Here is a 6,000-nt window from a genome sequence, read left to right as displayed (position 1 = left end):
AAATATAATTGCATTAGAGATTTTTCTTTGCTGCTATGCAATGGCACCCTCTTTCTCGCATGCCGAATCATATTTTGACCCTGGCTTATTAATGCATGGGAGCGGGATTGATGTTTCTCAACTCGATTTAAATGACTTCGCCAATAGCAACTACCTTAACCCCCGGCGAATACGATGTCATGGTCAATGTCAATTTGATCCCTTCTGGGGAATTCAATATTGCATTTGATAAACAGCCCGATGGCCAAATTATCCCTGTATTTACCGTAGGTGAGCTAAAAAAACTGGGGGTGAATACCTCTGCATTACCTAAATTAAGAGATCTTGGCGAAGAGGCTAAGATCGAAAAACTGTCTGACTATATTGCTGATGCAACTACCACGTTCGATGCCCAAACATTGACTGTGAATTTATCCGTGCCACAAATTGCCATTGTGCCTAATTTCGCGGGTTATGTGCCACCAGAATTGCGTGATGACGGCGTGACCGCATTAGTGATGGACTACGTCTTTAACTACAGTAATAACCGTCAGTTAGCTCAACATTACCAACAATCCAGTACCAGTGATTCCCTATTCGCTAACTTAAACGCGGGGATCAACGTCGGTGCATGGCGCCTGAGAACCAGCTACCTGTACAACTACAGTAAAAGTAGCGGAAACTCAAGCAACAGTGATTCCAACTTCACCAATACTTATGTTTATCGCACCATTAACGCGATTAAATCCACCTTGCGTGCCGGTGAGATTTCAACGGGGGGCAATATTTTTGACTCCATTCCCATGAAAGGGGCAACGCTAAAATCCAACCCTCAACTCGACCCCAGCAGTATGCAAGGGTTTGCCCCTGTGGTGGAAGGGTTTGCTAACACCAATGCCACTGTCACCGTGCGCCAAAACGGCGGCGTGGTTTACCAAACGTTCGTAGCACCGGGCCGTTTTATTATTCGTGATATCCCTGCCAGCGGGTTGGCGGGGACATGGAAGTGACGGTGGAAGAAGAAGATGACAAACAAACGGTCTTTACTCAAGCCTATTCCTCACTGCCGATGATGGAGCGCCAAGGCTCGTACAATTACGAGGTTTCTACAGGGCGCTAGGGGATGACTCGGTTCCGTTTCGACCCTTCATAAAACGGTCACAACGACCATTTTGAAACAATCAAAGCAGGCAGCTATCGCGGCAATATACAAGCGCTCACTCACTTAAAGTGGATGAGCGCAGATCTCATCGAAGTCACCTTTCGTGATAAGTATCTTTAGCATTTCACAAAATTTCTTCTTAAACTCAGCGCAGAATAATAATTTGACGTATAATCAACCAATTGAATGGCTGTATTAACTTTATTATCATAAAAAATAATCGTTTATAGGCTGGGTAAGTTCATTGGAGGGGATATGTTAGATTTTTTAAAAAACTACGACAATTTAACTATTAGTGAAAAAAAAGTCTTAAAATACCTGACCGATAATATTGCGGATATCCCCTACTTAAATATTAATGAACTCGTTGCTAAAACCTTCGTGTCTAAAACAGTTATCATTAACTTATCTCAAAAGCTAGGCTTTAGTGGCTTTAAAGAGCTTAAATTTCAGATTAATAATTATATTTTAACGAAAAATAAAACCGAAAAAACACTTCCCTCATCATATAAAAAACAGCTCGAAAAAAACATTAATAAAAGTTTTACATTAATTAATGAAGCGCAAATTAATGATTGCGCTAAAATATTGCATAAATCGAGAAATATTTTTATTGTGGCAAGAGGAACGAGTAAAGCGGTTGGTTATTACCTTGAGCATTTGTTATTTGCATTAGGCCTGCATTGCTTTTTCATTAATGACTATAACTTATCTGATTCCTTCACACGGCTAGTTAGCAAAGATGATACTGTCATTTTTATCTCACTGTCTGGCGGTACTAAAAAAATCATTGAAACAGCAAAAATTGTGCAATTAAAAGGGGCAAATATCATTAGTATGACTGCGTTTAATACTAATGAATTAACCAGTTATACAGATAATACTCTGTTTTGTTTTGCTGATAATTTTGATACCAAACGGGATGATACAAAATCCAGAATCGGATTTTTTATATTAGTTGATTTACTTATCAATGAATTAGAAAATCTACTTTAAATTATTGTTTTATTATTTGATCTATTTTTATTGTTAGATTCATTCATTAATGCGCTATAATAAATGACTTAGGTCATAATTTCTGACCTAAGATAATTTTTAAAACCGCGACATCATTTCTTTTATAAAACCCCCAAGCTAGTATGCCCTTAATTCTAATAATAGAAGTCATAAGGAAATAGTATGGCCAGAAGAAAGTTTGGTGAGTCAATTCAACGCTTTGGGAGAACATTACTCCTTCCTATCGGTGTATTAGCACCGATAGGTATGATATTGGGTATCAGTGGTGCGTTAGTGCAAACTTATATGATTGCACGTTTTCCTTTTCTCGGTAATGAAACGGTTAACGCATTACTTGTCAGCATTCGTTCAATTGCAGGTGTAATTTTCGATAATATTCCCTTGCTGTTTGCAATGGGGGTGGCCTATGGTATGAGTCATCGAGATAAGGGGATTGCCGTCTTCGCGTCGGTTGTCGGCTATTTATCGCTGATCATCACCATGAACATTTGGTTAGTGCTTACTGGTAAGCTTGCAGACCCTGCAATGATGGGCCAAGTGGGGCAAATTAAAGTTCTTGGTATACAAACCTTAAATATCAGTGCCGCAGGGGGAATTATTACCGGTTTGATTGCGGCCTGGGCGACGGATAAGTTTTATAACCTTGAACTACCTACCGCATTTGCTTTCTTTTCCGGGAAAAAATCCGTTTCTATTATAATGATAGGATTAATGATTGGGGTGGGGGCGTTATTACCATTTATTTGGGAAGTATTGGTCCAAGGTTTAATGAAACTCTCTTCAGTATTTTTAAGTCCTGTAGGGCCATTTTTTACCGCAGGTGGTGAACGTTTATTTATTCCATTTGGTTTACACCATGTATGGAACGTTTTATTTAGATTTACTGAAGCGGGTGGTACTTATGTTATTGACGGACAAACCTTTGTTGGTGTTGTTCCTGCATTAACTGAGGTGCTATTTAACCAAGGCCCGGATAGTGAATATTGGGCGATGATGCCAAGTTTGACTCGCTTTATGGCACAGCAACAAATGTTAGTCACACTATTCCTATTCCCTGCAATTGCCCTTGCTATTTATAAAACATCGAAGAAAGAAAACCGCGCAGAAGTGAAATCCATGCTGGTTACCATGGTATTAACAGCCATGCTTGGTAACGTCACGGAGCCACTCGAGTTTACTTTCGTATTTATTGCGCCATTACTGTACTTAATTTACGCCATTATTGTTGGTATCGGTGCGGTATTACTTTCTTTAGCTGAGGTCGGTATTGGTTATATTCGTGGAACCGTATTTGATTTCACTATTTTTGGTTTACTGTACGAAAATACTAACTGGATCTTCTTGGTTATTATCGGTAGCTGTTTAGCTGTCGTCACTTACTTTATTTTCTACTGGGCCATTATTAAGTTTGATATAAAAACACCAGGTCGCGAAGAATCGAGCAATCTGAAAAATACCTTAATTAAAGAAAAACGTTATGGTGAAATTGCAGAAATTTTAGTCCAAGCGTTAGGCGGCAAACAAAACATTCGTAACGTAGATAACTGTATTACCCGTATGCGTATTGATGTCGGAGAAGTGAACCAAATTGATAAAGATTTAATGTTGGAATCAGGATGTACCGCATTCTTCTTTCCATCGGCAAACCACGTCCATGTTGTATATGGACCGAAGGTTGAGTTCGTTCGCAATGCTGTTGATGAAGCAATGAAGAAATAAAGAAGGGATACGAAATGAGAGCATTATACGATTCTAAAAGTAAAACTATTGATGACCGTGGAATTAAAAACTTATTGTCTGATGAGGCAAAATATTCTACTTGGTTAATGTTTGAATCCATGTTGGCTCAAGCTCAAGCGGAACTGGGATTTATTCCTCAATCAGCGGCAGATGAAATTAAAGAAAAGGCCGTAATCGAAAATATCGATTTTGAAGAAATGAGCCGTATTTACCAAAAAATAGGCCATGGCTTTGTACCTTTCTTGAAAGTTTTAGTGAATGCGTGTTCTGAAGAAAGCGGTAAATATATCCATTATGGAATTACCACGCAAAATATTCAGCAAAGTTCACAGCTCTATATGATGAAAACTGTACACCATAAATTTATGTTGTTACTGGGTGAAATCATCGAAAACTTAGCAGGTTTAGCCGAAAGAACTAAACATATGGTGATGCCGGGAAGAACTCATGGACGTCATGCCATCCCTATCACCTACGGCTATAAAGTTTCGGTGTGGATCAGCGATTTCATTGATTGCTATCAACGCATGAAAGAGTGTGAAAAACGCGTTTTCACTATCATGATGGGTGGTGCAGTTGGTGCATTTAACTCAATGCCTGGTGTTGGTATGGCAGTACAAAAACGTGTCGCTGAACTGGTTGGGATGGAAGCCATGGAAGTGCCATCCAGAAACTTGAGCACACATAAGCTTGAATATATGGCAAATTTAGCGTTGATGGCGAATATTTGTCATAAAATTGGTGAAGAAGTCTATAGCACAACGTTAGAAGAAATTGCAGAGGTCTCTGAAGGATTTACCAAAGGAACTGTGGGTAGTAGCACTATGCCCCATAAAATAAATCCAAAATTGGCTAAAGGAATTATTGCTAACTCGCAGAAATTATATTCCTTACCGAGTGTTGGTATGTATTCCGCTGTAAGGCCTTATGAAGGTGATAGTAGTTCTTATATGTTATTTGATGGGTTAATCGAAGAAGCTTTGGAATTGACCACGGAAATTTTATTAAGAACCGAGGAGCTTTCGAGGACGATTGTGCCACATGAAGAGAGAATGCTTCATAATGTATTGAGAAACAAAGGGTTAGATAATACCGAGTATGTCATGATGAAGATGGCGGAAAAATTGGGTAAAGATAAAGCGCATTCCCTCCTGTATGAAGAAGCCATTAAAACGGCAGCGGATGGTGAAGATTTCTATACTAATTTAACCAAAAACAGTGTGATATCAGCGGCATTCAGTCATGAAGAAATTAAGGCAATGCTTGACCCGAGATCTTATATCGGGCTATCCGTTGAAATTGCAGAAAAAGAAGCAAAACGTGGACTAACCACGGCACAAGAAATTAAACAACAGTACAAATAGGTATTTTTAGTATCTATTAAAAATGTTTAAAACAAGGGGCAGTCTATTATATAGATAGCCCCTTATTTATTTATTCGCCAGCGAGTGCTCTTGGGAATAATAAATTATTTTCTAGGTTAATGTGATTCATCAAATCATCAATCAATTCATTGATACCATTATATAGTACACGCCAGGTGGTGCAGGCTTCTGGTGGCGGTGTAACATTATTGGTAATACCTTTAATTGCCTCTAATATATCACCTGCATCATCGTGTTCTTGTTCCATAACGCTGATTGGGCCGGCTGCGTTTTTGCCCATTCCGTTTTTTATCATAGGAAACAAAACACGTTCTTCTTTCATCATATGGCTAGTCAATTCTTCCAGTAATGCTTCTAAGTATTTTGATAGCCCTGTTGGTACGGTTGGTTTGTTTGCATGAACTCGTTCAACCTTTTGTGCTTGTAGAATAAGTTCAGGTAATTGCTCTCTGTGCCTATCATGATAACGAACAATAATGAAATCAATAATGTCACTGAGTGGCGCTTCTCGCCAATCTTTCTCGAAGGTTTCTGTTGATAACTCAAGTAATTGACTTTCTAGCTGGTCAATGTCTAAGTTTAATTTTTCTGCACTTCGGCTGAGTGTTTGTTTTCCACCGCAGCAGTAATCCATATTATATTGACGGAACAACGATGAGGCTCTAGGAATAGATAATGCGAGTTGCCCAAGTGTTTTATCTCTAAATTGCATATGAG

General features: G+C 38.8%; 4 protein-coding genes and 1 pseudogene. 4 read left to right on the top strand and 1 reads right to left on the bottom strand.

Going from position 1 to position 6,000, the window contains the following annotated elements; translation table 11 throughout:
* Positions 1 to 131: 131 nt before the first annotated feature.
* From PR800_RS08975 to PR800_RS08955, 4 genes and pseudogenes are all read left to right on the top strand, one after another.
* Positions 132 to 1,099, top strand: a pseudogene (locus PR800_RS08975) (fimbria/pilus outer membrane usher protein).
* A 297-nt stretch (positions 1,100 to 1,396) separates the two neighbouring features.
* A complete protein-coding gene (locus PR800_RS08965) occupies positions 1,397 to 2,137 on the top strand; it encodes a MurR/RpiR family transcriptional regulator (protein ID WP_102138738.1) in 741 nt (246 codons plus the stop codon).
* A 183-nt stretch (positions 2,138 to 2,320) separates the two neighbouring features.
* Positions 2,321 to 3,877 (top strand): PTS transporter subunit EIIC, encoded by a 1,557-nt coding sequence (locus PR800_RS08960; RefSeq protein WP_102138739.1) that lies wholly within the window; start codon positions 2,321 to 2,323, stop codon positions 3,875 to 3,877.
* Between the two features lie 14 nt (positions 3,878 to 3,891).
* Positions 3,892 to 5,262 (top strand): class-II fumarase/aspartase family protein, encoded by a 1,371-nt coding sequence (locus tag PR800_RS08955; RefSeq protein WP_102138740.1) that lies wholly within the window; start codon positions 3,892 to 3,894, stop codon positions 5,260 to 5,262.
* 70 nt (positions 5,263 to 5,332) lie between these two features.
* On the opposite strand, the gene ytfE is transcribed toward PR800_RS08955, so the two are convergent.
* Complete coding sequence (ytfE, locus tag PR800_RS08950) at positions 5,333 to 5,995, bottom strand: iron-sulfur cluster repair protein YtfE (RefSeq protein WP_272530599.1); 663 nt, start codon at positions 5,993 to 5,995, stop codon at positions 5,333 to 5,335.
* Positions 5,996 to 6,000: the final 5 nt, after the last annotated feature.

It is taken from the genome of Providencia sp. PROV205 (genome assembly GCF_028479505.1).
GTDB lineage: Bacteria > Pseudomonadota > Gammaproteobacteria > Enterobacterales > Enterobacteriaceae > Providencia > Providencia huaxiensis.
Note: the sequence above shows the minus strand (reverse complement) of the source record. Positions and strands in the feature narration are given on the sequence as shown.

What these genes read in the sequence shown, in the direction of transcription:
- PR800_RS08960 (WP_102138739.1), top strand. Translation starts at nt 2,321, where the DNA reads ATGGCCAGAAGAAAGTTTGGTGAGTCAATTCAACGCTTTGGGAGAACA.
- PR800_RS08965 (WP_102138738.1), top strand. Translation starts at nt 1,397, where the DNA reads ATGTTAGATTTTTTAAAAAACTACGACAATTTAACTATTAGTGAAAAA.
- ytfE (WP_272530599.1), bottom strand. Translation starts at nt 5,995, where the DNA reads ATGCAATTTAGAGATAAAACACTTGGGCAACTCGCATTATCTATTCCT.
- PR800_RS08955 (WP_102138740.1), top strand. Translation starts at nt 3,892, where the DNA reads ATGAGAGCATTATACGATTCTAAAAGTAAAACTATTGATGACCGTGGA.